Annotated in this window: 14 protein-coding genes; 8 read left to right on the top strand and 6 right to left on the bottom strand. The window is 70.4% G+C overall.

Annotated elements, in window-relative coordinates:
- Nucleotides 1-282, bottom strand: a 282-nt coding sequence (locus VF092_27190; GenBank protein HEX6751004.1) for a response regulator transcription factor, incomplete at its 3' end; no start/stop codon positions are given.
- Nucleotides 283-314: 32 nt separating this feature from the next.
- Nucleotides 315-806 (bottom strand): pyridoxamine 5'-phosphate oxidase family protein, encoded by a 492-nt coding sequence (locus VF092_27185; protein ID HEX6751003.1) that lies wholly within the window; start codon nucleotides 804-806, stop codon nucleotides 315-317.
- Nucleotides 807-1198: 392 nt separating this feature from the next.
- Between VF092_27185 and VF092_27180 the strand changes: the two genes are divergently transcribed.
- Together VF092_27180 and VF092_27175 are read left to right on the top strand one after the other, a co-directional pair.
- Nucleotides 1199-2560: an MBL fold metallo-hydrolase gene (locus VF092_27180; GenBank protein HEX6751002.1), complete on the top strand. Its 1362-nt coding sequence runs from the start codon at nucleotides 1199-1201 to the stop codon at nucleotides 2558-2560.
- 355 nt (nucleotides 2561-2915) lie between these two features.
- A complete protein-coding gene (locus VF092_27175; GenBank protein ID HEX6751001.1) occupies nucleotides 2916-3128 on the top strand; it encodes a hypothetical protein in 213 nt (70 codons plus the stop codon).
- A gap of 169 nt (nucleotides 3129-3297) precedes the next feature.
- On the opposite strand, the gene VF092_27170 is transcribed toward VF092_27175, so the two are convergent.
- Nucleotides 3298-5628: a DUF2723 domain-containing protein gene (locus VF092_27170; GenBank protein HEX6751000.1), complete on the bottom strand. Its 2331-nt coding sequence runs from the start codon at nucleotides 5626-5628 to the stop codon at nucleotides 3298-3300.
- 421 nt (nucleotides 5629-6049) lie between these two features.
- Here VF092_27170 and VF092_27165 point away from each other — a divergent pair, with 421 nt between their 5' ends.
- A complete protein-coding gene (locus tag VF092_27165) occupies nucleotides 6050-7816 on the top strand; it encodes a hypothetical protein (protein ID HEX6750999.1) in 1767 nt (588 codons plus the stop codon).
- A 35-nt stretch (nucleotides 7817-7851) separates the two neighbouring features.
- Nucleotides 7852-8343 carry a hypothetical protein gene (locus VF092_27160; GenBank protein ID HEX6750998.1) on the top strand — a complete coding sequence of 164 codons (492 nt, stop codon included), beginning with the start codon at nucleotides 7852-7854 and terminating at the stop codon, nucleotides 8341-8343.
- A gap of 210 nt (nucleotides 8344-8553) precedes the next feature.
- Here the strand turns inward: VF092_27160 and VF092_27155 are convergent, their stop codons facing one another.
- Together VF092_27155 and VF092_27150 are read right to left on the bottom strand one after the other, a co-directional pair.
- Entirely contained in the window at nucleotides 8554-11112 is a 2559-nt protein-coding gene (locus tag VF092_27155) for an MHYT domain-containing protein (GenBank protein HEX6750997.1), read from the bottom strand.
- Between the two features lie 119 nt (nucleotides 11113-11231).
- Nucleotides 11232-11987, bottom strand: coding sequence for a hypothetical protein (locus VF092_27150; GenBank protein HEX6750996.1), 756 nt, complete (start codon nucleotides 11985-11987; stop codon nucleotides 11232-11234).
- A 395-nt stretch (nucleotides 11988-12382) separates the two neighbouring features.
- On the opposite strand from VF092_27150, the gene VF092_27145 reads away from it, so the two are divergent.
- Nucleotides 12383-12814: a hypothetical protein gene (locus VF092_27145; GenBank protein ID HEX6750995.1), complete on the top strand. Its 432-nt coding sequence runs from the start codon at nucleotides 12383-12385 to the stop codon at nucleotides 12812-12814.
- Between the two features lie 163 nt (nucleotides 12815-12977).
- Nucleotides 12978-13460 carry a hypothetical protein gene (locus tag VF092_27140; GenBank protein HEX6750994.1) on the top strand — a complete coding sequence of 161 codons (483 nt, stop codon included), beginning with the start codon at nucleotides 12978-12980 and terminating at the stop codon, nucleotides 13458-13460.
- Between the two features lie 225 nt (nucleotides 13461-13685).
- Here the strand turns inward: VF092_27140 and mscL are convergent, their stop codons facing one another.
- Nucleotides 13686-14141 carry a large conductance mechanosensitive channel protein MscL gene (mscL, locus tag VF092_27135; GenBank protein HEX6750993.1) on the bottom strand — a complete coding sequence of 152 codons (456 nt, stop codon included), beginning with the start codon at nucleotides 14139-14141 and terminating at the stop codon, nucleotides 13686-13688.
- Between the two features lie 189 nt (nucleotides 14142-14330).
- Between mscL and VF092_27130 the strand changes: the two genes are divergently transcribed.
- Both VF092_27130 and VF092_27125 read left to right on the top strand, forming a co-directional pair.
- The gene (locus tag VF092_27130; protein ID HEX6750992.1) at nucleotides 14331-15911 is read left to right on the top strand and encodes a 5'-nucleotidase C-terminal domain-containing protein; all 1581 of its coding nucleotides are present in this window, start codon (nucleotides 14331-14333) and stop codon (nucleotides 15909-15911) included.
- A gap of 177 nt (nucleotides 15912-16088) precedes the next feature.
- Nucleotides 16089-16748, top strand: coding sequence for a hypothetical protein (locus VF092_27125; protein HEX6750991.1), 660 nt, complete (start codon nucleotides 16089-16091; stop codon nucleotides 16746-16748).
- Nucleotides 16749-16805 lie beyond the last annotated feature (57 nt).

Raw genomic sequence — 16805 nt, 5'->3', positions numbered from 1 at the left:
CAGGTACTCCTCCTCGGCCTGGCTGGTGAGCACCAGCACCCGCGCGCCCAGCCCCAGCTCGCCGATCTTGCGAGTGGCCTCGAGCCCGCCGATCCCCGGCATGGCCAGGTCCATCACCACCACGTCGGGGCGCAGCAGGCGCGTCTTCTCGATGCCCTCCTCGCCGGTGGAGGCCTGTCCCACCACCTCCATGTCGGGCTCCAGCGCCAGCAGCGCGTCCAGCCCGCTGCGCAGCACCGGGTGGTCGTCCACCAGCAGGATACGGATCTTCTTCTCGGCCATGGTCTTCTTGCCCGCAGGGGATGGGATGGGGTTCAGCCGTCCAGCGCGTGCCCGGCGGGCGGGTCCGGCGACGCGCCCGGCACCGCCTCTCGTCCGGTGACGTCCTGCACGGCGATGCGGAAGATGACGGTGCGGAAGGCCACGGGATCGCCGGCCTCGAAGGTCTCGGGGATGATGTGGCGCAGCAGCTCCACGCCGTGGCGCCACTCCTCGGCCTCCCACTCGCTTCCCTCGGCGGGGATGGTGTAGAAGCCGCCGTGCACCACCACGCTGCGCCAGCGGAAGATCTCCTCCACCTCGTCGACCTCGAAGGCCACCGGCCACCAGGTGTAGCCCACGGCGTCCATCTTGGCGCCGTGGCTGGTGCGCCCGTAGATCCACCCGTCGTGGAAGACGTAGTGCAGCGGCTCGATGTCCACGTGGTTCTGCCAGGCGTAGGCCAAGCGACCCACGTGGTTGCGGGCCAGGATCTGCTCGCACTCGGCGCGGTCCAGCGCGCGGATGACGGGGTGCGTGGGGCTCATCCCTTCCTCCTCTTCCACGTGGCGGATTCCGGCTGCGGGGCCCTGCGAACAAGCTCCGCCACGCGCCTTCCCCGCGCAACACCGGCGTTCGCCAGCCGATCGCGAAGGACGATAACCCGCCGCGTGATCGGCCGTCAGTCGGGAAGACCGGCGGCGGGATGCGTAATTTCCCCTACACGACGCGAGCCGGGACAACCGAAACCGAAGGGCTCACACGGAGGGAACGGAGGAAACGGAGGAAGGACGTGCGGCGCCATCATCCCTCCGTTCCCTCCGTTTCCTCCGTGTGAGACTCTTTTAATATCAGCCGTCCGCATGCACAGTCATCTGTGCAAACCCGAAAATCGGGCATCCCGGCGATTGGAGTTTTTCGACCAGACGAGGAGGCGGGCGTGCGGATCACCTTCCTGGGCGCGGCGGGGACGGTCACCGGGTCGAAGTACCTGGTGGAGGCGGAGGGGCGGAAGGTGCTGGTGGACTGCGGGATGTTCCAGGGGCTCAAGGAGCTTCGTCTCCGGAACCGCGAGCCGTGGCCGTTCGACCCCGCGTCGCTCGACGCGGTGGTGCTGACGCACGCGCACCTGGACCACACGGGGATGCTCCCCGCGCTCGTACGCGAGGGCTTCCGCGGCCCGGTGTGGTGCACGCCCGCGACGGCCGACTTCGCGGAGATCATGCTGGCGGACAGCGCGCATCTGCAGGAGGAAGAAGCCGAGTTCGCCAACCGCCACGGCATCTCGAAGCACAACCCCGCGCTCCCGCTCTACACCGTGCACGACGCCGAGCGCGCCGTGTCGCGGATGCGGAGCGTGGGATGGGACGAGGAGACGCGGCTGGGAGACGGCGCCACGTTCCGCTACCGCCGCGCGGGGCACATGCCTGGCGCGGCGACGGTGGAGATGGGGATCGGCGGGCGCACGATCCTCTTCTCCGGCGACCTGGGACGGCCGAACGATCCGCTTCTCCCCGACGCCGACCCGGCGCCCGCGTGCGACTGGCTGCTGGTGGAGTCGACGTACGGCGACCGGCTCCATCCCCGAGAAGACCCGGGCGAGGAGCTGGCGCAGGTGATCGCGCAGACGGCGGCGCGCGGCGGCGCGGTGCTCATCCCCGCCTTCGCGGTGGGACGCGCGCAGGAGCTGATGTACCAGCTTCACCGCCTGAAGCGCGGCGGCCGCATCCCCGACATCCCCATCTACCTCGACAGCCCCATGGCCACGCGGGCGACGGCCGTCTTCACGCAGCACCCCGAGGCGGTGCGGCTGTCGCCCGACGAGTGCCGCTTCATCTGCGAGGGGATCGAGACGACGGACAGCGTGGAGGAATCGAAGCGGATCGACCGGATGAGCTTTCCGCGCGTGATCATCTCCGCCAGCGGGATGCTGACGGGCGGGCGCGTGCTGCACCATCTCCGCGTGCTCGCGGGCGATACGCGCAACACCGTGCTCTTCGCCGGCTACCAGGCGCCGGGGACGCGCGGCGCGCAGATGGTGGCCGGCGCGCGCGAGGTCAAGCTGCTGGGCGGCTGGGTGCCCATCCGCTGCCGGGTGGAGCAGCTGGACGGCCTCTCCGCGCACGCCGACTACGAGGAGATCCTGTCGTGGCTGGCCACGGTGCCCGCCCCGCCGCGCCGCGTCTTCATCACCCATGGCGAGCCGCAGGCCGCGGACGCGCTGCGGGTGCGCATCGAGGAGCGCTTCGGCTGGGCGTGCACCATCCCCCACCACCTCGAGTCGGTGGAGCTGGACGGCTGAGTGATACCGGTTGCTGCAATTGATTGTGCATTCAGATCGGATGTCATTCCGAGCGGCGCCGCTGCTCCGAACCTTCAATCGCGCCGATACCGGGCGGCGCCCGAGGAATCTGTGGCATGCGTCCGTGCGACAGGCGGCCTGTGGCTCGGGAGCCGGCCACAGATTCCTCAGGCGCCACGGCTTTGCGTGGAGGACAGGCCGGCGCAGCGCCTTCGGAATGACATTGCACAGTTGATCCTGAGACTCGGTATTACAACGTCCGGGACCGCTCGAGCATCAGAGAAGAGGGGGCCCGCCGCCCTCGCACCGGAAGCGGCTTCCGGGGATGGCCCACCTTTCCACCGGGGAGGGAACGATGAAGCACAAGCTGATCCTGGACGACCTGCGGGTGGATGCCTTCGCCACCACGGACACGGCGCAGGTCGCACGGGGCACGGTGCGGGGGCGCGAGTCCATCTTCACCCACCAGAACTGTCCGCCGATGACCGCCGACGACACCTGCGGGATGACGTGCGGACCCACCTGCGAGCCGTCGGTCTGCATCCCCGACACCGTCTGCTGCGTCTGAAAACGAATTGTCTCACGCAGAGTCAGCAGGGTCAGCAGAGGAGAACAGCTGCACTTAGCTGCTGACTCTGCTGACTCTGCGTGAGACTATTACGAAGCTGGAAATGCGACGAGGGCCTCTCCCCCCGCGATGGAGGAGAAGGCCCTCGTCGTTCGATCACCCGAAAGCGTCAGCGGCGGGAGAGCGCGTCGAACTTGTTCCCCGTGGCCTCCAGCTGCTGCGCCAGCGCGCGGTTGCCGCGCAGATCCTCGGCGGCCGCCTGCGCCATGAAGGCGTAGTAGTAATGGATGGGGATGTTGCGCGTGGCGTCGTCGGCCCAGTGCTTCCGGTTCTCCAGGCCGCGCGTCATGAAGCCGCCGCCCGCCAGCAGCCGCTCGCCCGCGTTCACGTTCGAGAACGCGCCGAAGATGGGGTTGTACTGCGCGCCCTCGGGGGTCATCGACAGCAGCCCGCGCCCCTCCTCGGGCGTCACCAGCTTGAACGCCAGCCCCTGCCGCGCCACGTACGGGTACAGCTGCATGTCGAACTGGATGTTGGTGGTGCTGGCGAAGAAGATCGGCCGGTCGCCCCACGCCTGGCGGATGATGGCCAGCAGCAGCTGCTGGTTGGCCTCCAGCGCCGTCCCCTGCTTGTAGGTGATGGACACGCCGCGCGCCTGGAACACCGCGTCGCTGGCCAGCTGGATGTACCCGGGCGGCGCCGTCATCGCGTCGATCTCCTGGTCCGTCATCCCCAGGATCGAGCGCGTCGGCTTCTTCGACCCGTCATAGAGCCGCGCGCCGTTCCCCCCGTAGGGTCGCTGGCAGGTGATGCGCGTGGGATCGGCCAGCGGGTCCTGCCCCGCCGCGCACGGCCGCGTGACGTCGCGCAGCTGCTTGGGGTACCAGGGGGTGTTCAGGTAGCTCAGCACGATCACCGTCACGTCGCGCCGGATCCCCTCCACCTCCTGCACGTACCAGAGCGGGAAGGTGTCGTTGTCGCCGTTGGTGAACAGCACCCCGTACGGCTCCACCGACTGCAGCAGGTTGTACGCGAGGTCGCGCGCCGCGTAGTCGCCCCGCCGGTCGGCGTAGCTCCAGTTCAGCGCCAGCGGGATCAGGGCAAGGAGGAACACCGCCGCGGCGGGCACCAGCTTGCGGTCGCCGCCGCCCATGGCCTCCGACAGCTCCAGCCAGAGCGCCGTCAGCCCGATCCCCACCCACAATCCCCACAGACTGAAGGAGACCAGGAAGAAGTAGTCGCGCTCGCGCACCTCGCTCATCTCGCTGCTGAGCCCCAGGTGCTGCACCTGCGTGAAGCCGTACTTGAAGTTCATGTAGATGGTGAGCCCCACCGACAGGGTGAGGAAGAGCACCGCCACGTACAGGAAGCTCTTGCGGTCGCGGCGGAAGTGCTCCCACGCGCCGTAGCCGCCCAGCCCGGTGAACAGCAGGGTGATGAAGATGCGCCCCGGCCCGAAGTACCCCTGCACGCCGCTGACCGAGCGCCCCCACTGCCAGTCGAAGTACTGGAAGTAGGTGGCCATCTGCGCCCAGAACGGCGCCTGCCGCGCGAAGATGCTGGGCTTGCCGTACTGCTCGCGCGCCAGCGACGCGTACAGGTTCTCACAGGCGCCGGGGAGCTTGACCGTGCCGAACCCCATGATGCTGAGGAGCGCCGAGCCCACCGACGGGCAGCTGGGGTCGGCCTCGTTGATCACCGGGTGCAGCCCGGCGCGCATCGACAGGAAGAGGTGGACGGACAGGCCGAGGAAGCCGAAGAGCGCCGCGAACGCGTACAGCCGCCAGTTGGCGAACGAGGCGGGACGGACCAGGAAGATGAACAGCAGCACCGCGGGGGCCGACAGGAACGCCATCAGGTGGTTGCCCACCGACAGCGCCAGGATGAACACCATCAGCACCAGCACGTTGTCGTCGTGGAAGCGGCTGGGGCCGCGGATGCCGCGGTGCTCCTCCACGTGGTCGCGCCAGAGGAACGCCAGCCAGCTGAGCGCGGCGATGGTGAACATCGAGACGGTGTAGACCTTCTCGTTGACGTTGCTCTGGCTCCACACCGTGTACGCCGTGGCCGACACCAGCACCGACACCGCAGCCCCCACGCGCCGCACGCTCTCGCGCCCGTCGAAGAAGCCCAGGATGCGGTGCACCAGCAGGTACCAGAAGAACGCCGTCCCCGCGCTCATGAAGGCGCTGAACAGGTTGATCCGGACGGCGGTGGGGAGCCCCGTGGGCGACAGCAGCAGGTCCCACGCGCGCGCCAGCAGCACGAACAGCGGGTTCCCCGGCGGGTGCGGGATCCCCAGGATGTGGCTGGTGGCGATGTACTCGCTGGTGTCCCAGAACGCCGTCGTCGGCGCCAGGGTGAAGGCGTAGAGCGCGAACACGGCGACGGCCGCGACCAGCGCCAGCCGGTAGGGCGGGCGCTGCGCCGCCGGCTCGCCGGCGGGGGTCTCGGGCGCCGCGGCGGTGCGGACGCGCTCGGTCCTGGTAGCTTGGGTCATGAACCGCGCTGCGGGGGTAGGTCGTTGGGAGAAAAACGGATGGAAGGTAGCGCCCCGGCCGTCCGTTGTCGATACGAACCGCCCGGCCGCTCCCTCCGCGAGCCGTGATGGACCCCGCTCGGCGCCCCAGGTTCCGGCACGCCCGCTCCCGCCGCCGGGCGCGACGCCGTCAGCCGCGATTCCGCGAAAGGCGGAGAGGGACCAGAATGTCGCGTCCGGCATCCCCGGGAGAAAGCCCCGGTGGACGGAATCCCGTGTGCCGCCTCCATATCTCGACTCTGTCAAATGTTGCTACGTTTTTAGACCGTCCACTTTAAGACAGTAAAGTGGGCATCCGGATTGCGTGGCGGCCGTTGAGCCGTTTTCCGGGCTCCTTCACCGAGGAGCCCCGCAACCGCCGCGCGCTTTCCGGAGGACCCACATGAAGCGCAGAGGAGCTCGCAGATGGCTCACGGGTGTGGCCGCGCTCACGCTGCTCGCGGGGTGCAGCGACGATCCCGCCGCGGTGACGGAACCGGGGCCGCGCTCGCGCGGGCCGAACCGCGACGACACCGGCGACGCCCCGGCCGTGCGCCGCATCGGGCTGGACCTGCATGCCAGCGGCAGCTTCCGCCCCGGCACGCCCATCGTGGTCACCGCCCTGGCGGCCGCGCGGCACGCCGCGGGAGACGTGGACTTCCGGATCGTGGCACCGGACGGCGAGGTGGCGCAGCCCGGCGACGCGGTGCCGCCCGCCGCCACCTCGCGCGGGGCCATGGGACGGGGCGCGCAGCGGCAGCTCACCGCCACCATCACCTTCCCGAGCGCGGGCTACTACCGGGTGGTGGCACAGACGCGCAGCCAGCCGCCCGCGGGCGAGCGCTCGGTGGTGGGCGACACCGCGGTGGTCGAGGAAAGCTCCGAGGAGCTGTACCTGCTGGTGGACGACGGCGGGGGCCGCGTGACGGCCGGGTACGATCCCGCCGTGCTGGCGGGGAGCCGCCTCCCGCTGTTCGGCGCCTTCGGCCCCTTCGTCGAGACCCGTGCGCACGGTGCGGCCCCGGCGCTGGCCGCGGTGCGGGCGGCCGCGGAGCCGGCGCATCTGGTCACCAGCACCTCGGGCTTCTTCCGCTACTATAACAACGACACAGGCACCAACAGGCCGGTGCCGAACGCGGAGGTCAGTGTCACCTGCCTGAATTCCAGCTACGCGCCGCTGAACTCCTTCACCGTGGCCACGGCGGCCGACGGCTCGTTCTCGTTTTCCTGCTCCAGCGGCATCTACGACGCCAGCATCTCGCTGCGGAACCGCATCGCCCACGTGGTCAGCCCGGGGCAGGCCAACGCAGGGGTGTCGTACTTCAACGAGGGGAACGGCGCCAACCCGAGCTTCACCGCCGCGAACAACTACGCGGCGCACGCGCACGTCCTGCTCAACCAGTACGTGCCCGTGGCCGAGAGCCGCTTCGGCCTGTCGCGCGGGCGGGTGCCGGTGATCGTGCACCCCACCGATTCGGCCTTCGCCATCAACTACAACCAGACGCAGGACACCATCCGGCTCAACTACACCCGGGTGTTCACCGAAGACGGGCGTTTCGTAACCATCCACGAATACGGGCACGCCTACCACTGGGCGGCGATCGAGCCGTGGTCCAACTACTACTGCAGCCCCAACGGCGAGCATTACATCGACCGGCAGTACCAGTGGTCGTGCGCGTTCGTGGAGGGGTTCGCCACCTTCTTCGCCGTGTGGGTGGCCGGCGACGCGCTGACGAGCACCTACTACAGCGACTACACGATCGAGAGCCAGACCTTCTATTCGGGGAAGGACGGCGCGCAGGTGGAGGGCGCGGTGGCGGGCTTCCTGTACGACTTCGTCGACGCGTCCAGCGCGCCCGACGGGCCGTCGAACCAGACGGGGAGCGACGACAGCTGGGACGGCGTGTCGTACCAGGGATCGTTCCTGGCCAACCTGATCCGCTCCTGCACGGTCACCAGCGGCACCACCACGCTCACCGCCTTCGACGGGATCGACCTGGTGGTGTACTGCATGGAAGGGAACACCACCGCGAGGCTGTCGGCCGAGTCGCTCGGCTACTTCAGCTGGTACCCGGCCGACTCGGTGGTGCGCAACGCCACCGTGCCCGCGGGATACAGCACCGACGCTGTCCGGCGGCTCTGGCACCGGAATTTCTACGGCGTGGCGTGAGCCCGGCGAGACGGGCACGAGAGAGGAGGAGGGCGATGACGAGGATGTGGATGGCGGGGGTGGCCGCGGCCGCGCTGGCGGGATGCAGGCCCGCCGCGCCCGCGCCCGCCGCGGGGGACGGCGGCCCCGCACCACCGCCGGCGGCGGGAACGGGAAACGAGTTCGGCACCACCCACCACGCCACGGTGAGCGGCGTGGTGGTGGGGCCCGCGGGCGAGCCGCTGGACTCGGTGGCGGTGGCCGTGTACCGCCCGGTGGACCCGCAGCAGGGCACCACGCCGCAGCTGCGCGCGCTCTCGGGGCCCGACGGGCGCTTCACGCTGCGGGTGCCGATGTTCGTGGCGGGCCAGCGCGACGCCGACACCACGCGCGTGGGGGTGATGCTGCGCGCCTACGGCGAAGGGTCGCGCTACCGCCGCGCGGACGGCTCCGCGCCGATGGACAGCGCCACCGTCTGGGTCACCATGGTGCCGAAGGCGCAGCCGCCGCGCGTCTTCCCCGCCCGGCTGACGCCGCGCTTCCGCTGAAGCGACCGACGCGGGGCCGCCCCACCGGCGGCCCCGCGTCTTTTCATCGCACCCCCGTTCTTCCACGCTCCCGCCGGGGCGGCCGTCCTCCCGGCTCAGATCCCCTCCTTCCCCGTTCTCCGGCAGCCGGGGAAGACGAAGCGCGTTACGCCACCCGCGTCCTCCGCGTCTCCGCGTGAGGCAAAGGACAGCCGGGCGATGCGACGAGGCCTACGCCACTCGCGCCTCCGCGTCCTCCTCGGCCTCGGGGGCGGGGACGGCGCGGTCGGGGCCGCGGGGGAGGGTGAGGGTGAAGGTGGAGCCCACGCCCTCGCGGCTCTCCACCGTGAGGTCGCCCTTCATCGCGCGGGCCAAGTCGCGGCTGATGGCGAGGCCGAGCCCCGTGCCCTCGCTGCTGCGGGTGAGCGTGGGGTCCACCTGCACGAAGGGCTCGAAGATGGCCGGCAGCTTGTCGGCCGGGATGCCGCGGCCGGTGTCGCGCACGCGGATGCGCACGGCGCGGCCGTCCGCCTCCCACTCCATCACGATCCGCCCGCCCGGGCTGGTGAACTTCACCGCGTTGCTGAGGAGGTTGAGGACGACCTGCTCCACCCGGTCGCGGTCGGCGCGCGCGGTGACCGCCGGGTCGCCGCGGCGGTAGGCGTAGTGGTGGCGGCGGGCCTTCACCTGCGGCTCGATCAGCGCCTCCACCGCGGCCAGCGTCTCGTCCACCGGCACGTCGCCGATCTCGTACTGCACCTGCCCCGCCTCGATCTTGGCGAAGTTCAGCACGTCGTTGATGAGGCCGAGGAGGTGCGTCTGGTTGCGGCGGATCTTGTCGAGGTACTCGCGCTGGGTGTCGTTCACCTCGCCGTGGATCCCCATCTCCAGCAGCTGCGCGTACCCGGCGATGGCGTTCAGCGGCGTGCGCAGCTCGTGGCTCATCGTCGCGAGGAAGGCGCTCTTCGCGGCGTTCGCCTCGTCCGCCGCCTCGCGGGCGCGCTCGGCCTCGGCGGTGCGCTGGAGGAGCTCGTCGTTGGCGCGCTGCAGCTCGTCGTGCGCCATCTCCATCTCCGCCTGCGCCTCCTGCAGCTCGGCGGCCTGCTGCTCCAGCTGCGCGCGCGCCTCCTCCGTCTCGGCGAAGAGGCGGGCGTTGTCGATGGCCACGGCGGCGCGGCGGGCCAGCTCCTCGGCCAGCGCCAGGTCCTGCGCGTCGTAGCGCCGCCCGCTCTCCGCGTGCACCAGGGTGATGGCCCCCAGCGTCTTGTCGCGGGCGATCAGGGGGACGACGATGTAGCTCCTGAGCCCCAGCCCGCGGATCAGCGCCAGGTGCTCGGGGTCGCGCGCCGCGGCGGCGATCAGCTCGTCGGGGATCTCGGCCATCATGTCGGCGCGCCCGCTGCGGATCACCTGCGGCAGCCCGCGCTCCGACAGCGGGTCCGACGGGTAGCGCTCCTGCAGCCGGTGCACGAACTCCACCTTCTCGGGATCCTCGTGCTCCACGGCCACGCGCTGCATCCCCCCGCCCTCGGCCAGCAGGTCCACCGCGCACCAGTCCGCCAGCTCGGGCACCGCCAGCCTGGCCACGCTGCGCAGCGTGGTGGGATAGTCGAGCGACGAGGCGAGGACGCGGCTGGCATCGGCCAGGAACTGCGCGTCGCGCTCGGCCTTGCGCCGCTCGGTGATGTCGGTCTCCGCGCCCACCCACTCGCGGACGCGGCCGCCGGGCTCCAGCACGGGGACGGCGCGCACCTGCATGTCGCGGAACTGCCGGTCGTGGCGGCGCAGGCGGTACTCGCCCTCGTACAGCGTGCGGCTCTCCAGTGCGGCGCGCCAGGTGGCGGCGGCGCGCTCGCGGTCGGCGGGGTGCACGCATTCCAGCCACTTCCACCCGCGGTACTCGTCGAAGGTGGTGCCCGTGAACGCCGCCCACTCGGGCTGCTCGGCGGCGAACTCGCCCTTCTCGTCCGTCGTCCAGATGATCTGCGCGGTGGCCAGCACGAGGGAGCGGAAGCGGTCCTCGCTGCGGCGCAGCGCCTCGGTCTCGGCGCTGCGGGCCCGCGCCCGGCGGTCCACCAGCGCGCCGAAGACGATGGTCGCCAGCAGCGCCACCGTCGCCGTGGCCACGCCCCACGCCAGCCCGCGCGTCTGCACCACCGTCTCCTGGGCCACGTGCAGGGTGGAGCGCAGGCGGGTGAAGTGCGCCGCCGACATCGCCGTGTAGTGCATCGCCGCGATAGTGGCGCCGATGCCCACGGCCGCCACCAGCTTGCGGCGGCGGCCGGCCGGCGACTCGTCGCCGCGCATCTCGCGGCCCAGCCAGAGCAGCCCGAACGCGGCGGCGAAGGCCAGTCCCCACGCGGCCACCACGAGCGCTTGGTCGAAGGCGACGTGCGCCTCCGCGCGCATCGCCGCCATCCCCAGCAGGTGCATCCCCGCCAGCGCGACGCCGACCGGGACCACCGCGGCCAGCAGCACGCCGCCGGCCAGCCGCTCGCGGGAGAAGAGGAGGAGCATGAGCGCCGACGCCGCCACGGGCACCAGCGCGGAGAGGATCACGGTGGGAACGGCGTAGGCCACGGGGATGGGAAGGCGCAAGGCCAGCATCCCCACGAAGTGCATGGCCCAGATCCCCAGCCCCACGGCCAGGCTCCCCCCCGCCAGCCACGCCGCGCGGAAGCGCCCCTGCACCGCGTGCACGCGCGAAGCCAGCGCGAGCGCCGCGTACGCCGCGAAGATCGCGATCAGCACGGAAACCGCCACCAGCGTGGCGTCGTACCGTCCCGGCATCCAGCCGCCCTGTCGTCAGATCGAGTTCCGTTCCCCCGACCCGGTGGCGGCGGGGGATGAGGGCTCGCGCGGCAAGATCGGTTCCGGTGCGGATGTGGACTCCGTCGACGCGTCCGCCGTCATCCCGCCGGCGGCGACGGGGGAAGGGTGAAGACGGTGGTGCGGTCCACGCCGGTGTTCGCCGTCCCCGTCTGCCGCGCGACCACCACGATCTCGTAGAAGCCCACCGCCGGCATCGTCCACGACCCGGTGAACTGGCTGGGTGTGCCGGCATAGGACAGCGGCACCACCTGCTGCAGCTGCGCGGGATTCTCGTCCACCAGCACGTAGACCAGCGCGGTGACGTCGAAGTCTCCCTGCGGCCAGTACGCGGTCTGCCCGCCGTCGGGGCTGGTGATGGGGCAGCCGCACATCATCGCCACGTTCGCGCGGATGGTCACCGGCCCGGGCGCGGCGAGCTGCGTGTGCGTGGGCGGGTCGACGATCTCCACCAGCTGGCCGGGGATCACCACCTGCACGCCCTGCGCTTCCGTGAGGTCCATCCCCGGCGCCACCCACTGCTGCACGGTGACGCGGCGGGCGGACTGCAGCGACCCCAGCGGCCCGTGCGCGGCGATCTCCAGCAGCCGCGGCTGCACCAGGTCGAGGGTGAGGGTGAAGACGGACGACTGGTCCACCGGAACGGGTGTGCCCCAGTCGCGCGGCTGGTCCATGATCTCGCCGGTGACGCCCGAATCGCCGCGCACCCGCCCGCCCGCGATCCACTCGCCGGTCGCGGCGTCGCGCACGGTGATCTCCGCGCCCCCGATGTCGTTCCCCAGGAACTTTCCGCCCGCCGCGATGGCGCGCACTTCGACCGTCGTCTGCTGTCCCATGGATGTCGTCTCCGGCTCGATGATACGGATGGGTGAGGGGGATGAGAGGCGCCGCATCCTACGCGCGTTTCGGAGGGACCTGCAAGCGCGGAGTGATCGCTCTCACCCGCCTTGAAACGAAAGCCCCCCATCTATCGACCCTACAGGGAGATGTGCAGTTGGTGCGTGATTTGCTGATGTGATACATACCGCGAATCGCCCGTCCTGTCTGACGTTTCCTGCTACACCATCCAACCCGTTGTCACATTTGGAGATGCGTGACGCGCCGCGCGGTCGGCGGATGGCACGCGAATTGAGATAACCCGAAGCGCAACCTGGAGTTGCGGGCTGTGCGCGACGAGGCGCCCTGGGTAGGGCGCCTCTTGTGCTTTCCGGACACCATGGAGGAGGGAACCATGCACGCGCTGAAGACGGTGGTGGCCGCGGTGGCGGCGAGCCTTTCCCTGGGAGCCTGCGCCTCGGCCGGCGGCAGCGACACCCCCATGGTGATGAACCTGGCGGACGGCCCGCAGGTCGTGACCCACCGCTCCGCCGCGCCCAGCGCCACGGTGCACGTGGAGAACTACAACTGGATGGACGTGGTGGTGTACGCGGTGCACGGCGGCACCCGCATGCGCCTGGGGCAGGTGACCAGCATGAGCAGCGCAAACTTCCGTCTTCCCTCGCGGTTCCTGTCCGGGAGCGAGAACGTGCGGCTGCTGGTGGACCCCATCGGCAGCACCGAGGGCTACATGACCGACGGCATCGTGCTGCACGACGGGCAGAGCGTGTCGTTCAACGTGCAGAATTCCCTGCAGTTCTCCAGCATCTCGGTGGCCGGGCACTGATCCCCGCACGACCCGCGGCGGCGGGGGCACCAGGCCCCCGGCCGCCGGGCCGTTCCCTCCCCGTTCCGACCCTCTTGCGCACCTACGGGCCACACTCTAGACTGGCCAGTGTCCCAAAGAAACGGACGGACAAAGTGGCCGTAAGGCCAATGCAGAGCCGGAGATGGACGTCCGGCAGGTCCCGGCGTGGCGCCAAGTGCCCGTCGAGGAGCTGCGGCGTTTCATGGCCGAGCTGGTGCAGGACAGCAACCTCCGTGAGGCCGGCCGGCTGATCGGGCGGGGGCGCGAGGCCGTGCGCAAGTTCATCTCGGGCGACATCGAAACGCCGCACCCGAGGACGCGCGAGGCCATCGCCCGGCTGTACGTGCAGCGCTACCCGAAGGGGGCTCGGAAGGTGGCCGAGGTGGCGCAGCCGGGGTCGAGCCCCACGCCGCTGAAGCTGATCCTGCCGCGCGGCGTGGAGCGCGCGACCACGGAGGTCCGCGCCATCTTCGACATCGTGCGCAGCTCGGAGCAGCCGCCGCCGTCCACCGTGGCGCTCGAGCGCTGGCTCCTCCGCCGCGTCCGCGACGAGTACGCCGCCGAGATCCCCTACGCGCGCCCGCGCCAGCGCAAGCGCCCGAAAAAGCCGGAGCCGGAGACGTAGTGCCATCTCCCGGAAATCATCGAAGCCGCGCCGACCTCCGACGTCGCGCGGCTCCTCCGTCTTCTGGACACTCAGCGTGAAAATCAGCCACCGCGTGGCTGAAATTCAACCATTGCGTGGTTGATTATCAACCACGAAAGTGCTCACGGAGACGAGGAGGAGCAGCCCGGCTCTTCCGCGTCTCCGCGTCTCCGCGTGAGAACTCTCTTGCGATGCCAGGCGCTGCTACGAGGCCGTCACCCCCGCAGGCGTCAGCTCGGCGGTGCAGTGCGGGCAGCGGCTGGCGGCCAGCGCCACGCTCTCGCGGCAGAAGGGGCAGTCGCGGCGGTCCGGCTCGGGCGCGGCGGCCTCCTTGCGGCGCATGCGGTCGTACGCCTGCACCATGATGAACACCGCCCAGGCCACGATCACGAACGCGATCACGTTGTTGATGAACGCGCCGTAGTTGACCGTGGCCGCGCCCGCCGCCTTGGCTGCATCGAGCGAGGGATACGATTGGCCGTCGAGGGCGACGAACAGGTTCTTGAAGTCCACGCCGCCGGTCATGCGGCCGATGGGCGGCATCAGGATGTCGTCCACGAAGCTCTTGACCACCGCCGTGAACGCCGCGCCGATCACGATGCCGACCGCCAGGTCCATCACGTTGCCGCGGGCGATGAACTTCCGGAACTCGTGGAACATCTCGTCCTCCTGCGGAATGGGGGGTGGCGGGCGATTGGACAAACACTAATCGTCCCCATCGACCGGAACAACGGAAACGATGCGGGATGCGCGGGAGATCGCATCGCCGCCGCGCGCCTTGTGTCCGGGCGATGCGGCGGCGTATCGTCCCGCGCTCCGTCGTTCATCCCCCGGCTCCGATCCGTGAAGATGCCTTTCCCTCGATCGACCCTACGCGCCGGCGCGCTGGCCGCCCTGCTGGCGATCCCCGCGGCTGCGGCCGCGCAGCGCGCCGCGCCGGCGGTGACCGTGCTGCAGCTGAACGACGTGTACCGCGTGGACGCGGTGGAGAACGGGCGCGCGGGCGGCATCGGCCGCGTCGTGACCCTGGCGCAGCAGGCGAAGGCGGGCGGCGCGGACGTGCTGGTGCTGCACGCGGGCGACGCCATCGCGCCGTCGCTGGAGAGCCGCTACTTCGCCGGCCAGCAGATGATCGACGCGCTGAACTACCTGGCCGGCGTGGCGCCGATCGTCTTCGTCCCCGGCAACCACGAGTTCGACGAGCGCCGGCCCGGGATGGTGGCGGACGCGATCAAGGCGTCGCGCTTCCCGTGGCTCGCCGGCAACGTCGTCCTCGCGACGGGGGATTCGGCGGCGGACCGGCGCGTGGGGCGCGACACCGTGATCACCACCGCCAGCGGGCTCCGGCTGGGGATCTTCACCCTCACCTTCCTCGATTCGCCGCGCGACTACGCGCGGCCGGACTCGGCGTTCGTGCAGGACGCGGAGCGGATGATCCGCTCCCTCGAGTCGCGCGGCGCGGACGTGATCGTCGGGCTCACGCACCTGGCGCACGAGACGGATCGCCAGATCAGCCGGCTGCGCCGCACGCACCCGCGCTTCGCGTGGATCTGCGGCGGGCACGAGCACTTCCGCATCGTCGATCCCGGCACGGACAACACGGCGCTGATCACCAAGGGCGAGTCGAACGCGCGCGGGATCTGGCGGGTGACGCTGTCGCGGAGCGGGCGGCGGGCCACGGCGCGCGCGGAGGCGGTGGAGGTCGATTCGACCATCGCCATCGACCCCGGCTACCAGCGGCAGGTGACGGAGAAGTGGGCGGCCCAGCTGCGCGAGAAGGTGCCGTTCATGGACGCGGTGATCGGCCGCAGCGACTCGCTGATGGACGCCTCGGAGGAGACGGTGCGCAACGCCGAGAGCGCGTGGGGGAACTGGCTGGCGGATCAGATGCGCACCGCCTTCCCCACCGCGCCGGCGGACGTGGCGGTGCTGAACGGCGGCGCGCTGCGCATCGACGACGTGTTCGGCGGCACGATCCGTTGGGAGCACCTGGCGCGCACCTTCGGCTTCCCCACGCGCGTGGGGCTGGTGTCGCTGCGCGGGCGCGACCTGCGCGAGACGGTGCTGGAGCGCTCCGTCTCCGGCGGGCGCGGCGAGGGTCGCTTCCTGCAGGTGAGCGGGCTGAAGGTGCGCTTCGACCGCAGCCGGCCCGAGGGGCAGCGCATCCTGGACGTGCAGGTGCAGCGCGGCGGCGCGTGGGCGCCGCTGGCGGACGACAGCGTGTACGTGGTCGCCGTCCCCGATTACCTGTACAGCGGCGGCGACGGCTACACCTTCAACCAGCGCGCGATCAGCAAGGTGCCGCCGGGGCCGGACCTGAAGCTGGCCGCCTTCGATGCGCTGACCGCCGCCTTCGCGCGCGGGCAGCCCATCACCCCGCGCGTCGAAGGCCGGCTCGTGGACGCAACGCCGCGCGAACTGCAAAACTGAGGAAAAGAGAAAGTCTCACGCAGATGCCGCAGAGGTCGCAGAGGAGTGATCAGTTCCTCTGCGACCTCTGCGGCCTCTGCGTGAGCCCATCGCCTTTATGGGGTTGCAGATGGATGTAAACAAGTGAATTATCATCCCGCCGTTCTTCGCCCTAACGATCGACAGGATTTCGAGACGATGACCGATCCACAGCCCGCTGCCGCGCCGCTCGTCCTCACCCCGAGCGAGCGCGTCCTTCTCTTCGGCGACCGCTTCAGCACGCCCGCGGGGATGCTCGGCTACAGCGAGGTGGTGCTCTCCACCGGCTCCAAGATCGACGCCGACCGGCTGGCGAACAGCATCCTGGCCGCGGCGTTCCTGGCCAACGAGCAGGCGGGCGCCATCGGCCTGGAGCTGCGCCAGGGGAAGGCGATGTTCGGGCTGATGAAGACCGAGCACCTGCACGCCGTTCCCGGTGCGCGGCAGGTGGGGTGGCCCGAGGGATCGCTCGAGCGCGTGATCGTCACCTCCGTGCACCAGCACCCGAAGGTGGACGACCTCGTCTCCGGCATCCTCGGGCAGCGCAGCCAGAGCCCGGCACAGTCGCTCTGCGCACGGGTGAAGGCGGGGCTGGCCGGGCGCGGCGTGCTGCACGCGGAGGAGAAGAAGACGCTGAAGATCTTCACCAGCGTCACCTACCATCTCCCCGACCACGTGCGCTGGGCGGCGGAGCAGACCGGCTTCGCGCACGTGGAGCAGATGCTGAACGCCACCGCGCAGCAGCGCCCGCAGCTGTGGAACGCGCTCACGCGCAACATCAGGTCGGCCATCACCTTCATGACCGAATCGAACGACTGAGGCGTGTCGTCCAATTCGAGCAGAAAACAAGCCCGGCCGCCTTCAACGTGAGGCAGC

It is taken from the genome of Longimicrobium sp. (assembly GCA_036377595.1).
Lineage (GTDB): Bacteria > Gemmatimonadota > Gemmatimonadetes > Longimicrobiales > Longimicrobiaceae > Longimicrobium.
Note: the sequence above shows the minus strand (reverse complement) of the source record. Positions and strands in the feature narration are given on the sequence as shown.